The sequence below is a fragment of the Corynebacterium sp. ACRQK genome, from assembly GCF_022345965.1.
GTDB lineage: Bacteria > Actinomycetota > Actinomycetes > Mycobacteriales > Mycobacteriaceae > Corynebacterium.
Window position 1 is genome coordinate 1 of record NZ_JAKRMU010000006.1, and the last position, 17,589, is coordinate 17,589.

At 62.0% G+C, this 17,589-nt stretch carries 11 protein-coding genes; 4 read left to right on the forward strand and 7 right to left on the reverse strand.

The genetic code is table 11. The features are described from left to right. Positions 1 to 709 precede the first annotated feature (709 nt). The 3 genes from MHX63_RS07540 to MHX63_RS07550 are packed head-to-tail and all read right to left on the reverse strand — an operon-like array spanning position 710 to position 3,353. Positions 710 to 2,008 (reverse strand): ABC transporter permease, encoded by a 1,299-nt coding sequence (locus MHX63_RS07540; protein WP_239387961.1) that lies wholly within the window; start codon positions 2,006 to 2,008, stop codon positions 710 to 712. Positions 2,009 to 2,049: 41 nt separating this feature from the next. Continuing rightward, a complete protein-coding gene (locus MHX63_RS07545) occupies positions 2,050 to 2,982 on the reverse strand; it encodes an ATP-binding cassette domain-containing protein (RefSeq protein WP_239387962.1) in 933 nt (310 codons plus the stop codon). Next, the gene (locus MHX63_RS07550) at positions 2,979 to 3,353 is read right to left on the reverse strand and encodes a GntR family transcriptional regulator (RefSeq protein ID WP_035010001.1); all 375 of its coding nucleotides are present in this window, start codon (positions 3,351 to 3,353) and stop codon (positions 2,979 to 2,981) included. The genes MHX63_RS07545 and MHX63_RS07550 overlap by 4 nt, the downstream gene beginning before the upstream one ends. Positions 3,354 to 3,540: 187 nt before the next feature. Between MHX63_RS07550 and MHX63_RS07555 the strand changes: the two genes are divergently transcribed. From MHX63_RS07555 to MHX63_RS07565, 3 genes are all read left to right on the forward strand, one after another. Beyond that, positions 3,541 to 4,926 carry an NYN domain-containing protein gene (locus MHX63_RS07555; protein WP_239387963.1) on the forward strand — a complete coding sequence of 462 codons (1,386 nt, stop codon included), beginning with the start codon at positions 3,541 to 3,543 and terminating at the stop codon, positions 4,924 to 4,926. A gap of 80 nt (positions 4,927 to 5,006) precedes the next feature. Further along, positions 5,007 to 7,043, forward strand: coding sequence for a galactan 5-O-arabinofuranosyltransferase (locus MHX63_RS07560; RefSeq protein WP_239387964.1), 2,037 nt, complete (start codon positions 5,007 to 5,009; stop codon positions 7,041 to 7,043). 183 nt (positions 7,044 to 7,226) lie between these two features. Beyond that, a complete protein-coding gene (locus MHX63_RS07565) occupies positions 7,227 to 10,691 on the forward strand; it encodes an arabinosyltransferase domain-containing protein (RefSeq protein WP_239387965.1) in 3,465 nt (1,154 codons plus the stop codon). A 351-nt stretch (positions 10,692 to 11,042) separates the two neighbouring features. Here the strand turns inward: MHX63_RS07565 and MHX63_RS07570 are convergent, their stop codons facing one another. From MHX63_RS07570 to MHX63_RS07580, 3 genes are all read right to left on the reverse strand, one after another. Continuing rightward, on the reverse strand, positions 11,043 to 12,470 hold the full coding sequence (locus tag MHX63_RS07570) for a glycoside hydrolase family 25 protein (protein WP_239387966.1): 1,428 nt from the start codon (positions 12,468 to 12,470) through the stop codon (positions 11,043 to 11,045). A gap of 123 nt (positions 12,471 to 12,593) precedes the next feature. Beyond that, entirely contained in the window at positions 12,594 to 13,586 is a 993-nt protein-coding gene (locus tag MHX63_RS07575; protein ID WP_239387967.1) for a PrsW family intramembrane metalloprotease, read from the reverse strand. Then, a complete protein-coding gene (locus MHX63_RS07580) occupies positions 13,555 to 14,367 on the reverse strand; it encodes a hypothetical protein (protein ID WP_370644053.1) in 813 nt (270 codons plus the stop codon). The genes MHX63_RS07575 and MHX63_RS07580 overlap by 32 nt, the downstream gene beginning before the upstream one ends. A 145-nt stretch (positions 14,368 to 14,512) precedes the next feature. Between MHX63_RS07580 and MHX63_RS07585 the strand changes: the two genes are divergently transcribed. Then, positions 14,513 to 16,630 carry a M13 family metallopeptidase gene (locus tag MHX63_RS07585; RefSeq protein WP_239387968.1) on the forward strand — a complete coding sequence of 706 codons (2,118 nt, stop codon included), beginning with the start codon at positions 14,513 to 14,515 and terminating at the stop codon, positions 16,628 to 16,630. Between the two features lie 76 nt (positions 16,631 to 16,706). Here MHX63_RS07585 and MHX63_RS07590 read toward each other — a convergent pair whose 3' ends face one another. Beyond that, on the reverse strand, positions 16,707 to 17,540 hold the full coding sequence (locus tag MHX63_RS07590) for a VOC family protein (RefSeq protein ID WP_239387969.1): 834 nt from the start codon (positions 17,538 to 17,540) through the stop codon (positions 16,707 to 16,709). Positions 17,541 to 17,589 lie beyond the last annotated feature (49 nt).

Here is a 17,589-nt window from a genome sequence, read left to right on the forward strand (position 1 = left end):
AACTCTCCATAAAAATGCCATCAGACACATGGTGAGCCTGAAAACCAGGCAAACAAAAAAATTACTGACAAAAAAATTGAAAAAAGGATAAATAAATCACATCAACCAACACCAACAACACAAAACGCTGCTGGTTACTGATCAGACACAACATACATCCCAAAAACTTTTTCAAAACTTTTCCATCAGCCCAACAAGCACCCAAAAAAGGCAACTCCTGCTGGGATACGCACATTACATATCGTGGACACGTTAAAACCACGCTGGCGTAACCACCACCAACCCACAATCCATGCGAGCCAATGGAGCACTGAAACAAGTCACAAAAGCATCAAAGACATACAATGCATCAGAATCAACACAAAGGTTGGTCAACAAAGTATCTAAACTTGGTTCATCACGCTATTGAGTTCTCAAACAACCTACGCACACAACAAACACACCACACAATCGGTGGCAGCCACGTTGCGACGGATTACGAGTGTAAAGCAACCGTGAAGATAAAGCAAATTCCCGGTAAACAACCCGCTGCACTCGCACACACACGAACTGTTTTTACAGCTTTAAAATAATTGGCCAGACGCTTATGACTACCAGCGTTCCGAGAGTCTGTAACCCGCGGTGCTGTGTCGCGCTGACTTGGATAAATGTACACACACCCCACAACAAACACAAACCCGCAGGCCACAGGCCGTTTCTAAGAGGTGTTCTAGGCCTCCGAATCCAGGCCCAGATTCTCTTCGATTGACTCATGAGCCGTATCGAAGCGCCCGATGCCCCATCGCAGCGCTGCGAATACGAGCACTGTCACCACACCCACGACTCCAAAGATTGCGCCAACAGGCCCCAATAGGTCGATCCCAACCTCATCAATCTCTTGAACCGAGACGATGCTTACCGCCATCGCAGCAGACATCGGCATGATGGCCAGCAGGCTGACCACCCACTTCATCCATCCACTGAAGCGGTTGCTCACCCAGAAGCTCACGATTGCCATCAGGCCAAAGACCATTGCCACTGTCGCCGCAACGAGCAGGGTCATCAGTAGACCCTTTCCGCTTACGTGGAGTTCTAGATCGCCGGCCCCCGGGAAGAGCGCACTAAATAGCGCGAACTCCGCCGTCCCGATCAGCACTAGTAAAGCCACACCCGGCATCCACAAGACTAGCCGCCCCATAGCCTTCGCGTACCAGGGGCGTCGGTCACCCGAAAGCACGAGCCAAGTGCGCAAGCTCGAGTTCAGCTTCTCACCCAGGTAGTAGGCAGCTACCAGCAGAATCATCGCTGCTGGGTACAGCCACATCGCACCACTAGGCGTTAGCCCCGATGCGAACCAACCGATCACACCGATGACTATCGCAATGAATCCAGCCAGGTGCATCCAAGCCATGAACCCATCGATCCGCCAGGAGGCAAGGTAGTTGAGCGCCGTGGGGTTGTCGCCCTTCTTTTCTTGTCGACGCCACCTCGACTCCGCATTAAACAATCCAGCCAACGCGGCCTTATCCGCTTGGGCGGTCTCGTCTTCCTCGGCGTCGCTCGTGGAAGCCTTGACGACCTCACTATTATCCCCGACACGTGTCAGAGCCCCGATGATGCTGGCCACATGCACGAGGAAGACGAATCCTAGGACAACCCAGAATGCCGGGATGTGCCAACTGAAAATTAGCGCAAGAACGTAGCCTAAAAGCATCGCTCCGCAGACGACTGCCGATGCAACTGGCATGACTATCAGGAGGTTCCGGCGGATATCCGCCACACTCATTCCCAGAGCGCGAAGCTGCGCTTTGCCCCACACTGTATTGATCGGCTGCAGCCCCAGCGAGAGGCCAAATAGTAGGTATAGCCCCAGCTTAAACCCGTTGATTTCCTCTCCGCCCATTGCGAAGAAGAGGATCAGCAGGATAAACACGTTGCTAAGACCAAGGTTCCCAGCTTTAGGCAGCAGCTGGCGCATGGCCAGTTTCCAGTGCGTTCCCCAGGGCAGTGGCTGGGAAACGTTCGCCACTTTCGAGGTCGCGACTGTAGACGTTGGGGTTTGCATCGCGATTAGAACTCCCTTCCGGTCAGCGCTAGCACCGCCTGCTCTAGGTCCGCGCTGCTCACACGCACTCCACTGCCCTCAATGCGGGCGGCGAGGCCCTGCACGCTACCGGTTTCCAGCCCGTGAGTATCTAGGACTACCCGGCGTAGGCCGGAGGACGTGGCGTCATTAAGAACAGAACCAGTAGCCCCAACCTCGCCGAGTGTGGCTTCGACGGCCGCGGCGGAACCAGAGAGGATCGCGATGCGTTCGGTGATGGCGTCGAGGGTGCCGACTCCCGTAATGCGGCCCTTGTCGAGGAGGACGACGGAATCGAGGATGCGAGCAGCGTCGTCGACGTGGTGGGTGGAGAGGATGAATGTGCGCGGGTTGCGCTCGACATCCTGCAGCAAGAGCTTGTAGAACAGCTCGCGATTCTGCACGTCAAGGCCCAGATAGGGCTCATCGAGGAGGGTGACGGGACACTGCGCAGCCAGACCAATGACGATCGAGACCAGGGACTTTTGTCCGCGCGAGAGTTTAGACAGGGGTTTGCGCGTATCGACCTCGAAGTCTTCGCAGAGCTGGTCCGCATAGCGCTGATCCCAGGTCTCCCAGCGGGCGGCGACCACACTGAGTAACTGCTTGACCTTAATATCTGCGGGCCACGGCACATCGGGACCAGACAGGATCAAGCTGTTCAGTACTTCCGTGTTGTCGTACACCGGCTGACCACCAATAAGGACCTCGCCCTTGGCGCGCAGTTGTCCGGCAATTGTGCGCAGCAGAGTGGTCTTACCTGCACCGTTGCGGCCGATCAGGCCATAGACGCAGCCACCTGGCAGGTGCGCCGTCACGCCATCAAGAGCGTGAGTGAAGCCGAGCCTGCGCCTGACATCACGCAGCTCGATATCGGGGGCGACGCCAGAGGCTGCGTCGGGATACGTAGTGGCAATCATTCGTAGAGTCCTCGACTTTCTGCGACTTTGTCCATGAGGGTTTTCAATTGTGTGCGATTCATGCCCAACTTGGCAGCCTCGTCGACGAGGGGAACCAAATAGCTGGCGGCGAAAGCCTCCTTACGCAGGGCCAGGATTCGCTCGCGGGCGCCGTGCTCAACGAACATTCCCACGCCGCGCCTCTTGGCCAACACGCCTTGATCGACAAGCAGCGCCAACCCTTTTCTGGCGGTTGCGGGGTTGATGCTGTGAAATTCTGCGAGTTCATTTGTCGATGGCGCACGTTCGCCCTCAGGAAGCGACCCATCCACAATCGCATCCGCGATGAGGTCTGCTACCTGCTGAAAAAGCGGAGTCGACGATTCATTCACGGGGCACCTCCTTCGGTCTGCGTCTTAACAAGCTCCCAGTACGCTCTGCGCTTCAGCGCATTCTCAACACACTTAGTTAGTTGGTTGGTTACTTGTGTAACTAACCATACAACAAAGTTTTCAGGCATGCTAGAGGGAAAGAACACGCAAGAACTAGTTACGAACGAAACGAAAAGAGCAATGAACAATGTTGGAACGAACTCAGGTCTATGTCGACACGTCTTACCTGTTAGCGAGCTTTTATAACTCCTGGGACACCGGGGCCCGCGCCCAGTTAGAGATCGACCTCCCGGAGGTCGTGGCGGTCCTCGGCCAGATGATCCAGGACCAACTGAAACAGCCCGTCCACCGGCAGTTTTGGTACGACGGCATCCCCGATTCCGGCCCCCACCGCTACCAGCGCTCCCTGCGCAGCGAGCCAGGCGTGCAGCTGCGCGCAGGGCAGCTGATCGAATGGGGTGACCGCCGCACCCAGAAGGCAGTGGATACGCGCCTGGTCGCCGACATCGTTATCGCCGCAATGAAGCGCCAGGTATCCGACATCGTGCTCGTATCTGGTGACGCCGACATGCTGCCCGGTGTTGAAGAGGCCGTCGCCGCAGGCATCCGTGTGCACCTGTATGGCTTCGGCTGGGATTCCATGTCCTCCGCCCTACGCTTCGCCTGCGATACGACCACGATCTTGGACCCGCGCGAAGACTTCCGCGACACCATGCGCTTGCAAGTACTGGAAGGCCCCCTGCCAGCTGGCGAACAACCCGAACAGCCCGAAGACAAGCCACTGGGCGACGCAGAAGAGCCCACGGACTCGAGCCCATGCGTGCTTACCGCCGCCGATGCTCCCGGAGATGGCTCCGACGGAGACGACGCCGCCGGGAAAAGCTCAGCCAAGGAGGGCGCCGTCGGCAATGCGGATGCGACCGGGCCCGCGGACTCGACCAAACCACAGACTCCGGGTAGTCCCCAGATTCCGGAACCAGTGCGCAGTGGCCCAGCTGCCACCTCCCGGGGCGCCACCCATCCGAGCGTTAACCAGGAGGGCACCCCAACCTCGGCAGCTCAGCCCGCCACAGAAACCGCAGCTGAGGCGGTTGAGGCGGCCGAATCTGCACAAAATGCAGACAGCGCACACCCCACACCCGCGGAGCCCAGCACGTCGACTGAGGCGGCTGCCGAACCGGGGGCGGTGGCGTCACCAAACAAGACAGCAGAAACACAAGAAGCAGAAGCACCTAAGCCGAAACCGCGCCCGAACCCCGGCATGATGGCGCGCCACCGCAAGCTACGCAGCCGCTACGTGCCGCTGCCGAACGAGGTGTGGGCGACCGCGGGCGAGCAGAGCCCGTCTGACATTGGCCAGCAATACGCGGTGTGGTGGTACGACAATGTGGCGAACGAAGAACAGCGCGACAACGCTCACCTGCTTTCGGGCGGCGGACTGCCCCCGGAGATCGACCGGCCACTGCTGCAGTTTGCTTGCGAGACGCTGCACGAATACACGCTCTCCGAAGCGCAACGCGTAGGCCTGCGCGATGGCTTCCACTCGGGAATTAGGGCAATCATGCTGCGCTAACACAGCGGATCAGTGCGAACACGACCCGCACACGGCTTCGAACGACAGGGGTTGTCCGGGGCGTGTGCAAGAATGAAGCAATGAGCTCAAGTTCCGCCACGCAGGCCGATCGGACGGTTCCCTTCACCAAGGACGCACTGTCCGTCCGCCAGACCCTCGTGCGCCTCGTAGCAACCGCTGCGCTTGCATTCGCCGGAACCACCCTGGGGTGGTACCTGATGGCGCACACGAACTTCCCCGCCTTTACAAATAGCTTCGTGCTGCGCGGACTGACCACAGCGGCCATAGTCATCCTGATCGTGTTCACCGGACTGGCTTGCTACTGGTGGATCTACCCCGCGAAGTGGATGCTCAGCGGGCAAACTACCAGTGCCCGGGGCGCGGGTGCGCGGGGATCACAGCGACCAGCGCTACGCGGATGGGTCTCCGTCCTACTGCAGTTAGTCATGCACCTTGCGCCTGCCATGTTGGTGCTGGCAGCGCTGGGAATCCCCCTGGCGGCAACCCAGCTTTACCTCGGCGGAATCAGCGTAGACCAGGCATTTCGAACGCAATTCCTGACCCGCATGACCGACCAGCTGGGCTGGGAGGACATGGCTTACATCGACCAGCCATCCTTCTATCCCGGCCTGTGGTTCTTCAGCGGCGGATTGTTTGCCCGCGCCTTCGGTCTGACCGGCTGGGTAGCGATGCAACCCTGGGCACTCATCACGATGGCGATGGCCGCGAGCATGCTGGTGCCGGTCTGGCAACGCATCTGCGGATCCCTGCCGATCGCCAGCGCCCTAGCACTGATGACCGCGGCGGTTACCCTGACCGTCGGTGGCGACGAGCCCTATGCGGCGATCGTGGCCATGGGAATGGCACCGGCGTTTATTATTGCCCGGCGCGCGCTGCACGGTGGGCGCGTCGCGCTGCTGGGATCCATCATCTACCTAGGGCTTTCGGCCAACCTCTACACGCTGTATACCGCCATCTCGGCTCTGACAGTAGTGGTAGTTGCAGTGGTCGGCGCGATAACTGTGCGTGGCACAAAGCCGCTGATCCGACTTGTGGCTATCGGCGTAGGCTCCATCGCCATCGCCCTGCTGGGCTGGGCGCCGTACCTATGGAGCCTAGTCACCCAGCCCCATGGCTCCACCAACACCGCACAGCACTATCTGCCCGAGGTCGCCACACAGGTGCCCACCCCGTTCTTTGAGTCCGCGGCCATCGGCATCCTCTCCATCATCGCGTTGATCTGGATGGTATTCCGCCGCAAAGACGGCGACGTTCGCGCTCTGACGCTCGGCCTTGTCGTCTGCTACGCATGGGTGATTCTGTCGCTGCTGATGACGGTCTTCGGCACCACCCTGCTGGGCTTCCGCGTGGCCGTGCCAATCAGCATTATCCTCGCCGTTTCAGGCGTGCTGGCCATTGCGGATTGGCGGCTGGTGTACGTTCCGCAGCTCATGACCGCGGCAGGGCGCAAGCCTGAGAATGGCGTGCTGATCAGCCGCGTGATAGCTATCGTGATGGCCGTTTGTGGCATTCACTACGCAACGCAGATCCCCTACGAACACGAAAACCACATCGACACTGCCTACACCGATACAGACGGCGAAGGAAAGCGCGCGGACAAGCTTCCAGGCGATTCCGCCGTGTACTACTCGCAGGTCGACGAAGTGCTCTCCGAAGAGCTCGGTGGCCGGTCTGGCAAGGTGCTACTCACGGACGAGAAGAGCTTCATGGCTTACTACCCGTACCACGGCTACCAGGCCTTTACCTCGCACTATGCCAACCCGTTGGGTGATTTCGCTCGCCGTAACGAGGAGATCGAGGGCTGGAGCAAAATCACGGATCCCAAGGATCTGCTGGCTGCAATGGACGACGCAGAGAAGGCAAACGGATGGAAGACTCCCGACGCGCTGCTCATGCGCGGGCAATTGGATTCTGCCAAAGGCAGCGCTGACAGCACTGACGACGACGGCACATTTACCTACCTGGTGTCAGATGACATCTACCCCAGCCAACCGAATGTACGGTTCCGCGCGATCCACTTCGACGCCTCCGCGTTCTCCGAGGGGTGGAATCTGCACCAGGTCGGGCCGTTTGTCATCGCGGTGCGCCAGCGCTGAGTCACCCAGCGCTGAGCAATCCAGCGCTAGATAACGGAGCCGCGCACCAGCAGATCCCTGACGCTGCACACACTGTAGGTGGCGTCACAAAAACCTTCCTGAGTAACAGGAACTAACAGAAATCCCGGCGAATAGGCTAATTGAGTTCTGTGTTAGCCCGGCCGTAGCCTACAATTACCTGTTGTGTCTAAAGTTCAGCAGCCAACAGGGAAACTAAAGTTAGCGTCCATCGTCTCCGGCCTCATCGGCATGGTGATGTTCCTTTCTTTGCCTTTCCTGCCTGTAAACCAGGTACAGTCCTCGTTCAACTGGCCTCAGGACGATGAACTCACTTCCGTCCAGGCGCCCCTGATCTCCTACGTCCCGCAAGACGTAGACATCACGGTTCCCATCCAGGAAGTCCGCAACCTGGATGAAGGTGCGACAAATGTCTTGTCCACCCTCCCGCCAGAATCCACAGAGGCCACCCTGCGTGGCATGTTCGTCCGCTCCACCGACGACAGCCTCGACGTGGTCGTGCGCAACGTCGTTCCGCTGTCCATTAATAAGGACGCTCTGCGGGAGCTGCCGGACGACGCGCAGCTGCGCATCACCTCCGACTACGAATCCACCCGCGCCTGGGTACCGGACGCAGACAAGCACCTGGACTATGCACTGGATTCCACCATCGATGCCGACGTTCGCCCCGTCCTCACCGGCATCTATACGGATATCAAGAACACGGAGAAGAACTCCAACAGCACGATCGACGCGGGCTTCCAGGCACACGTCACCGTCGATTCGCGCTTCACCTCCTCCCCCTCGGTCATCAAGTACCTGGCCATCTTCGTAGGCATCATCGCCACCGCGATCGCCCTGTACTGTCTGTACCGCATCGATATCCTCGACAAGCGAACCACGTCCCGCCGCCTGTTCCACCGCAACTGGTGGAAGCCCCGACCTCTCGACAGCGTAGTCGGCTTCATCCTGCTGGCCTGGTACTTCGTCGGCGCCAACACCTCGGATGACGGCTACCTGCTGACCATGGCCAAGGTCTCCCATGAGTCCGGCTACATGGCCAACTACTACCGCTGGTTCGGCGTACCGGAATCCCCCTTCGGATCGCCGTTCTACGACCTGCTGGCACTGATGACGCAGGTCTCCTCCGCATCCATCTGGATGCGCCTGCCCTCCCTGATCGCGGGCATCGTCACGTGGCTGGTCCTTTCCCGTGAGGTCATGCCACGCCTCGGCGCCAAGATCAACCAGCGCCAAGTCGCCCACTGGACCATGGCGGCAACGTTCCTGCTGTTCTGGATGACCTTCAACAACGGCACGCGCCCGGAGCCGATCATCGCCGTGCTCTCCCTGCTGGCTTGGGTCTCCTTCGAACGCGCTATCGCCACCCACCGCCTGCTGCCCGCCGCGGTCGGCACGATCATCGCCACCCTGGCACTGGGTGCGGGCCCGACTGGCCTGATGGCCGTCGCTGCCCTGCTGGCTTCTCTGGGCGCGCTGATCCGTATTCTCACCCGCCGCCTACCTCTGCTGGGCGCGCCGAAGGGTGCCCCTAAGAAGACGGTCATCGCCGCCATTCTGGCGCAGATCGCACCATTCCTGGCTGCTGGCACTGCGATCCTCACGGCCGTGTTCGCAGACCAAACGCTGCGTACCGTCACCGAAGCCATCAAGCTGCGTGGCGACATCGGCCCGTCGATGCAGTGGTTCGAGGAGTTCCGTCGCTACGAAGCCCTCATGGAGCAGACCGTCGACGGCAGCTTCCCGCGCCGCTTCACCATGGTCATGCTGTTCTTCTGCATTGGCATCGTCGTGGCCGCCATGCTGCGCAACGGGCGCATCACCGGTGCCGCTAAGGCTCCGTCCACCCGCCTGTTGCTGATCGTTCTGGGCACGCTGTTCTTCATGACGTTCACACCCACCAAGTGGACCCACCACTTCGGCGTGTTCGCGGGTATCGGTGCTGCGTTGACGGCTCTAGCAGCCGTTGCCGCCTCGCGTTTCGCGCTGCAGACCAGGCGCAACCAGCTGCTGTTCCTGGGCTCTACCCTGATGCTGTTCGCCTTCACCCTCGCCGGCCCGAACGGTTGGTGGTACCTGTCCTCCTACGGCGTGCCGTGGTGGGATAAGCCGGTGCAGCTCTCTGGTATCACCGCTAGCACCGTGATGCTTGCTGTATCTGTTGTGGTTCTTTTCTGGGGTGTAATCGTTGGGTTTCTTGCCGACGCCAAACGCGCCCGTGCCACCACTGAATCTGAAGTGGCCGATCTGCAACTGGCCGAGAGTAGGAAGCTCCACCAGTTCCGTGGCCTGACGGCCGCACCGATCGCCGTGCTGACGGCTTTCACAGTCGTGTTTACTCTGGCTTCCCTGACGAAGGGCATGGTCAGCCAGTGGCCCGCCTACTCCGTGGGCAAGGGCAACACCATGGCTCTCACGGGCCAGAGCTGCAACCAAGCCGCGGACGTACTGGTGGAGACCAACACCAATGAGTCTTTCCTCGAGCCCGCCGACGGCAGCTCGTTGAAAGATTCCCTGACCAGCGGTGGTGGCCGTGGCTTCGAGCCAAACAACATCCCCGCGAAGATCGACTCCAAGTCCTCCGGGGACTCCCAGTCGAGCGTGGCCTCCGCCGACCAGTTCCGCAACGAGGATTCCAGTTCCGATGCCACGAGCTCTTCCTCTGAAAGTGACGACACGCAGGCTGCGGCGTCACAAGAAAAGACAACGGACGAAACCACCGGCGAGCAGAGCAACGATACCGGCAGCGACGCATCCGGCACCACCGGCGGCCTGAAGGCCACCAAGGGCGTGAACGGGTCCTACGCTGTGTTGCCGTTCGGCATCGATACGAACAAGGTGCCAGTGGTGGGCTCGTTTACTGAGGGACTACAGACGCCCGCGAACACCACGACCAGCTGGTACAGCCTGCCGGAGGACCGCGAGGGCCTGCCGCTGCTGGTGTTCAGCGTGGCCGGGCAGGTTGGCCACTTCGACATGGACGGCATCTTCAAGTACGGCCAGGAGATCAAGGTCCAGTTCGGCAAGTCCGGTGGTTCCAAGAAGGCTGAGGACTTTGAGGTGCTCGGCGAGCAGATTCCGCTGGATCCGGGCTACGCGCCCGAGTGGCGTAACCTGCGCATCCCGATGGACGAGGTTCCGGAGGACGCGGACTCGGTACGCATTGTGGCGAACGATCCGAACCTGACGCCCACACAGTGGATTGCCGTTACACCGCCGCGCGTGCCGGAGATGGAGTCGCTGAACGACTACGTGGGCTCCGAAGCGCCGACGCTGCTGGACTGGACAATCGCATTCCAATTCCCGTGCCAGAAGCCGTACGACCACTGGGCGGGCGTGGCAGAAGCCGCTGAGTACCGCATCTCGCCTGACCACGACGTGCGCAGCAACCACACGCCGGTGATGGACTACTCCGGTGGTGGCTCCTACGGACTGGTGCAGATGACCTCGGAGGCTGAGGAAGTGCCGACCTACCTGCAGGACGACTGGCAGCGGGACTGGGGTGTGCTGGACAAACTGACTCCGTTCCCGAATGCGAACGGCGATAAGCCGAAGCCGGTGAAGCTGGATACGGAGACGAATAAGCGCTCTGGGCTCTGGTACAACGGGCCGATGAAGTTCTCGGACTAGGTTCCGGGGGCCGGCCACTGGGCAGGGCTGGGCGGGGTGGTGATTTACCATCCCGCCTTTTTCATGTCTTGATCCCTCTTCATGCTCTGGCGCTTATGCATGCCCCTAGGAACCCTGCGGCCTCCACGGTCTGAGGACTCCCCAGCCGCATGCCGCAGTGCCCCGATCCTCCGATGCCACAGCGCCGCGATGCCTCAGCGGATGCCCTGCGCTAGGGGGGACATCCACCTGGTTCCAGCTCGCCGAGGAAAGGATGCTAGACCGTTAGAGGGATGCAAAAAAGCGCCGCCCTGTCAGGGCGACGCTTCTCTCTTTTAGCCGCTAGCTCCCTAGCGCGGAAGCACCGTGTGCTTAGTTAGTAGCGGGAGCCGGGGCTGCCGGCGGAACCGGAGCGGCCGGAGCCTGGTCAGCGGCCGGCGCGGCGGCAGCGTCCGCCGGAGCGGTGCCATCCGGGTTCGCGGACTTGGCGGCGTCAGCCAGCTCAGCAAAGGCATTCGCGTCGGGCTGAACCTCGCCGTTCTCCAGCTTGGCGCTCCAGTTGGAGATGCCGCCGAACTGCTGCAGCAGGTTCAGGATCTGGCCGATGTTTACCGTGCCGCCCTGGTCACCAGCGCCCGGCGCGTAGCCCTGGACCAGCTTCAGGATTGCCTCGACCGGCAGCTTGTTGCCACCAGCGTTGAACTCCTTCAGCGCACCGGACAGTGCGGTGTAGGCGGTCAGCACCTCCTGGGCAGTCTTCACGGAACCGCTTGCCTGAGCGCCCTGGTCCGGGCCCCCAGCGGATCCTGCGACCTGTGCCGGATCCATGCCCTGCAGCTGCTGCTTACCCTGAGTCAGCAGAACGTCCGGGGACACGCGGCCGCCGATAACGCCCAGCAGCTGCATCATGAAGTCGGAGGCCAGAGGGACGTTTACGCCGGTGGCGTGCTCAATCTTGTTGGCGATCTCGGCCTCGCCTTCAACGGCAGGACGCACCGGATCCATCGCCTCGGAAGCCTGGCCTGCAGCGCTATCCGCAGGCATGCCGGCTGCCAGGGCGTTCAGGGCAGCATCGTCACCGTAGTACTTGTTCAGGTCCACCTGGGTCTGTACACCGTTGACGCGGCCGGAGCCGGAGTACTGCCAGAAGGTGACGTGATCCCAACCGCCCGGGATCTTATCCGGCAGGGTGTCGCGGTAGTAGGCCAGCCACAACGGGTACTCGGAGAACTCGGTGGTGTTGGCCATCCGCTGGATCCAGAAGCTGTAGTAGGTGTAGATGATCGGATCGCGACCGGTCTGGACCTTAATCTCATCGATCCACTCGCGGACCCAGTTCTGCAGCTGGGTCGGGTTCAGGCCCTCGTGCTCCTCCAGGTCCAGAACCGGGGGCAGCGAGGGCTGCACGCCGGTGGCCAGAACGCTGGCGTAGTGGCGAGCCTCGGCGCGCGGGTTGCCGCTGCCCGGGCGGGCGTAGTGGTAGCTACCCGGAACCAGGCCGGCCTGCTGAGCCTTTGCGGAGTCCGTGGTGAACGCCGGGTTGGTGTAGGACGTGCCCTCGGTCGCCTTGACGAAGACGAAGGACTGGCCGGACTGCTTCACGGCAGTCCAGTCGATTGCTGCACCACCGGGGTGCTGGTGGGAGGCAACGTCGATGCCATTCAGAGCCCACGAGGGGACGGGAACAACATCGGTGGCGACGAGCGCTGCAACCGTCAAAGCGGAGCCAGCGAGTGCCGTTGCGGTGAGGCGTTTCGGTACGGACGTGCGCGTGGAGCGGCGCCATGGCAGTGAAATCATGAATCACACCATACCCAAAAACCACACGTTTCACATTATTCACATGAACCCCGTGGGGAACATCTTTCACTCCATGAAACCATTAGCTGGAAAACCCCTGCTCAACCGCCTATGTGATATTCGTCACACTCGCTGGTAAAGCGCCACAGCTGGGCAAACACCGCGCTTTTTCCACCGCAGAAACTCCACACTCGTCCACACAATCATCCATACCGCGAGCGCCGCCAGCGCCACCCAGACAAAACCCATCCACAGCAGCTGAAACACTGGCGATACATCTAGCCAGCGAATATTCCACGCAAAGTGCGTCAAGAAGCCCAGGCCACCCCACAACACGACAGCCCCCAGGCGCCAGGCAACGCCGCGCGGCTTCCCCGCCTTCGCCCCCACGAACATCGCGAGGCCGATGCCATAGCCGACAAGCGCGCTGAACATCATGTGCTTCGCAGGTCCGGCGATCACGCGCACGAGGTACGTCGACAAGGCTCCTTGCATGTCAGACACCGGATCCATCACCGCCAGCATCATCGCGTACATCATGTTCTCGAAGACCTCGAAGCCCAGCCCCACCAGCAATCCGGCGATAATGCCATGCCACGGGCGGTTCCACCATGCGCGCCCCATCCACAGCAGGAACCAGATGCCCAGCCCCTTAGCGATCTCCTCCGGGTAGGCGCCTCCGAAGCTGGCCGTCAGCCCGTGCCAGCCCAGCTTGTCTACGGTGCTCACCACTGGCGGCTGAATCACTACTGCCGCCAGCACTACGGACGCCGCCCCTCCCCACAGCACTGCAAGCGCAACCAGCCGCTTAGGCGTACCCCTATATATAGGCAGCGCCCACACGCACAGCAGCGCCCCAGCCAAGTGCAGCGCGCCGATCAGTAGCACCAGCCCCAGAGTTGGGCTCACCAGCGAAGGATTGTTTCCGACCAGCAGAAACACCGACATCACGAGGCTCGGAACAACCAGCAGCCAGTACGCCGCCAGCCAGCCGTCGCGGAACAGTCGCAGTTTCGGGCGCTGCTGGGGCGGGTGCTTCAGGTGAAACTCGAGCGGCACCTCAAACACGCGGTAGTTGCGCGCCTTAAACATCGGATTCACCTGCACTTTCTGCATTGTCGTCCAAGCTGACGCCGCGCACTAACTCATCGACTTCTTCTAGCTGTTTTTCTAATGACGCCGACTTCACCGGCATCTGCACCACCACCATTGGGGCCGTGCCATCGGGTTCGAGGCTGTGCTCCAGTTCGCTATTAGGCTCCCCACCGGCGCCATTGTCCGCGCCGGCATCAGCTTCCGCACCGCCGTCCGATCCCGCATCTGGGTCCCGCACAAACGCGACTGCCACGAATCGCTTCTCCCCTAACTTGTAGGTGTCCGTCACACGCAGTTCCGTGACCTGCATTTTCTTCAACAGTTCCCGGTTCTCTCCCGCGACCCTGTTCAGTACGTCGACCGACTGCAGCTCCACTCCGTCCTGGAAGATCAGCGCGCGCACGGCGCGGTTCACGGCCTGCGAGACGGGTTCCTCGCCGCCCTTCACGTCCACGCCCGACAGGCCGGTCATGCCGTAGCTTTCCCCATCGCAATCCAGTTGCATTACCCCGGGGCGCCCCAGGCCGGGTGAATCGTGGCAGTCCTCCAGGGACGCAAACCGCAGCGGCCACTCAGAATAGGTGAGGATCGAGTCCGCCATCCCCTCCGCGACGGTCAGGGACTGGGGTTCGTCTTCCAGGGTGGCGTCCACAATAAAAACACCCCCAACCAGCAACAACAGCGTGCCTAGAAGATAGGCCGAGTACGCACCGCGGCGCTTCGGACTGGTCGGTGCGGGGCGATATGTGGTCGATGGGGCGGGCTTGGCAGGCTTTGCGGGCGGTGCAGGACGAGCGGGCACTGGAGGAACCGGAGCCATCGGTCGCTGTGGTGGCCGGACGGGCGGCCCCTGTGGCGGCCCCTGTGGCGCGGGATGATGGAACATACGCCATAGCCTAACCACTGTGCGGGACACCCTGTCCGCGGCGGTGTCTAAGGTGGTGGGCATGGTAGAAAACAACGCCGCAAAAACTAACGCTGTAGAAATTCCCGACGACATCTCCGAAGCCGCGCCGCAGAACCAGGCCGGCGAGGCCACCCAGCCTTCGCCGGCGCAGGACCTGTACCGGCACGTCAACGGCGCCTGGCTGGCGACCCACAAGATCCCCAGCGACCGCCCCGTCGACGGCACCTTCCACCAGCTGCGTGACCTCGCCGAGCAGGAGGTGCGCGAGATCGTAGAGGCCGCCGCCACCGACGCGCCGAACGGCCGCGTGGGCGCCCTGTACTCCTCTTTTATGGACGTGCAGGGCATCGCCGCCGCGGGTCTGGCCGGCCTGCGGGAGCCTTTGGGGCTTATTAATGACGCCACCTCGGTCAGCGACCTGGCCAAGGTACTCGGCAGGCTCGATGTGGAGGGCACCGGTGGTGTTGCGGGGTATTGGATCGAGAAGGATTCCAGCCAGGACATCGAGCGTGCCTACCTAGTGCAGACCGGGCTGGGTCTGCCGGATGAGGCGTACTACCGGGAGGAGCAGCACGCGCCGACCCGCGAGGCCTACCGCGAGTTCGTAGAGGACATGTTGGAGCTGGTCAGTGAGCTGGAGCTCCCCGGGAGGTATGCGGATGCGGGCGCTGATGCCGCGGCGGATGCGATCTGCGCGTTCGAGACCGAGCTGGCTCGCGGACACTGGGACAACGTGGCCAGCCGCGATGCCGAGAAGACCTACAACCCGACGAAAGTGGAGGATCTGCCGACGGGCTTCCCCTTCCGCGAGTGGCTGGCGGCCACGGGCGTGGATACGCAGAGCGCGGGCGGGGGCACGATCGTGGTGTGCCAGCCCAGCTACCTGGAACACGTCGCGGCCATGGCCACCGGCGAGGGCGAGAACCCGCAGTTCAGTGGCCTAGACGAGTGGAAGCTGTGGGCCTACTGGCGGGTGATTTTGAGCAGCGCGGCATACCTGCCGACGGAGGTGAACCTGCGGAACTGGGAGTTCTACGGGCGCACCCTGTCCGGCGCTACGGAGCAGCGGGCGCGGTGGAAGCGCGGCGTCGCCCTGGTCGAAGGCGCTGTGGGCGAGGAAGTCGGCAAAAAGTTCGTCGCCCAGCACTTCCCGCCGGAGCACAAGCAAAAGATGCTGGAGCTGGTGGATTACCTGATCGCCGCCTACCGCGAACGCATCAGCGACCTGGCCTGGATGACTCCCGCCACACGCGAGAAGGCGCTGGCGAAGCTGGAGAAGTTCGAGGCAAAGATCGGCTATCCGGATAAGTGGCGCGACTTCGACGGCCTGGAGTTCGGCTCCACCGGCGCGGACCTGCTGGCGAACGTGCGGGCGGCCAGCCGCTTCAACCACAACTACGAGGTTTCCAAGTTGGGTAAGCCCAGCGACAACGAGACCTGGTTCACCACCCCGCAGACGGTGAATGCGTTCTACAACCCGGTGAAGAACGACATCACCTTCCCGGCGGCGATCCTACGCCCGCCGTTCTTCGACCCGGCGGCGGACATGGCCGGCAACTTCGGCGCCATCGGCGCTGTGATTGGCCACGAGATCGGCCACGGCTTCGACGACCAGGGTTCGAAGTACGACGGCGACGGAAATCTGAACTCCTGGTGGACCGAGGAGGATCGCGAGGCATTCACCGCGCTGACCGACAAGCTGGTGGCCCAGTACGACGGCCTGGTGCCGACGGGCCTGCGCCAGCGCGGCATCACCGAGCACACCGTTAACGGCAGCTTCACCCTGGGCGAGAACATCGGTGACCTGGGCGGATTGGGAATCGCCATCGTGGCCCTGCGCCGCTATCTGGCGGACCAGGGGCAGACCTTCGAGACGGCGGAGAAGCTGCCGGTCGAGGGGCTGGTAGATGCCGACGGCAACCCGGACACAACCGAGTACACCGCCCTGCAGCGCGTTTTCCTGCGCTGGGCGCGGATCTGGCAGACCGCGATCCGCCCGCAGATGGCGGCTCAGTACGCCTCCATCGACCCGCACTCGCCGGCGGAGTTCCGCTGCAACGTGGTCTCCAGCAACATCACGGAGTTCTACGAGGCCTTCGACGTCTCCGAGGGCGACGGAATGTGGCTGGCCGAGGACGAGCGCGTCTGCATCTGGTAGCGGTGCTCGCCGAGCTCGCCGAGCCTAACCGGGCGCTCGCTGGGCTTGCCCGACTCGCGAAGCCCAGCCCGGCGCGCTAGAACGCCTGGAAGTTCTCCGGGGCCAGCAAGTCCGGCTCGTGTGCGTCCTCGTCGGGGATGAACTCCTCGATCTCGCAGAGGTTCACCAGAGCGCCCGTCGGGTCCTCGATGGTGGCCATGCGACCGAACTCGGATTCCCAGGCCGGGCGAATCACCTTTCCGCCCAGCTCCGGCGTGTTGGCGATGGCGGCATCCACATCCGCCACACCCAGGTACACGGTCCACATGCCGGGCACCTCCAGCTTGGAGGTATCCCACAGCCCCACCACTGCTGCACCGTCGAACTCGCCGGTGGCATAGCGGAACTCCTCAGCCCCCGCGCCATCCCCTGCGCTCTCCCCCGAGGCCTTGATATCCCAGCCCGCCAGCTCGTGGTAGAACTCCAGCGTCGTATCCCAGTTCTGGGCCACCATCAGCTCGAACCACACCGGGGTTCCGGGCTCACCCGCGGCGATCAACGCATGCTCGTCCGCGGGGTTGCGCAGGCCGATCGTGGCCCCCGACGGGTCGACGATGATGGCCATATCGCCACGCTCGCCCAGCCCCTGCGGCTCCAGCACGGATTTCGCCCCCGCCTGCACGGCCTTGTCGTGCGCTTGCTGCACGTCCGGGGTGTACAGCAGTACTCCCCATACGGACTGGTTGCCCTCCGGGATCTGCGCGATGCCCGCCACCGGCATGCCTTGCTTCTTCGCCACGGTGTAGCCGTCGGAGACCCGCTCGAACTCCCAGCCCAGCAACTCGCTGTAGAACTTCTCCGCCCCTGCCGCATCGGTGCTGGCCAGGTCCAGCCATACGGGCATTCCGGGCTGGGCGATCATTGCGGGCATGGTTCCTCCACTGCTCTTTCTTGTGTTCTTGGGGTGTGTCTGTTGTTTC